This is a genomic window from Pseudoalteromonas sp. CST2 (assembly GCF_028599385.1).
Classification (GTDB): domain Bacteria; phylum Pseudomonadota; class Gammaproteobacteria; order Enterobacterales; family Alteromonadaceae; genus Pseudoalteromonas; species Pseudoalteromonas atlantica.
This window is the reverse complement of the sequence record NZ_JAQREO010000050.1, coordinates 1-255: the sequence shown is the minus strand read 5'-3', so window position 1 is coordinate 255 and position 255 is coordinate 1. Positions and strand designations below refer to the sequence as shown.

Below are 255 nucleotides of genomic sequence, written 5' to 3'. Positions count from 1 at the left end.
CAAGCGCTTTTTACTAGCTTGACTAGGCTTATCGCAAGTTAATACGTCCTTCATCGCCTCCAACTGCCAAGGCATCCACCGTGTACGCTTAGTCACTTAACCATACAACCCAAACGGGTCTTTGTTATGTGACAGTTTAACTTCGCCAGAAGTTAATATTGAATACTAAAGTAGATACCAATTAATCACGAATGATTAAATTGGCACTGAATGATACTGCTATCATTCTTTTTTACTTTTGAAAACTCTTGATAA

At 37.6% G+C, this 255-nt stretch carries 1 rRNA gene; it reads right to left on the bottom strand.

Going from position 1 to position 255, the window contains the following annotated elements:
• Positions 1 to 102 (bottom strand): 23S ribosomal RNA (locus PSH41_RS20090); the annotation flags it as partial.
• Between the last annotated feature and the right edge of the window lie 153 nt (positions 103 to 255).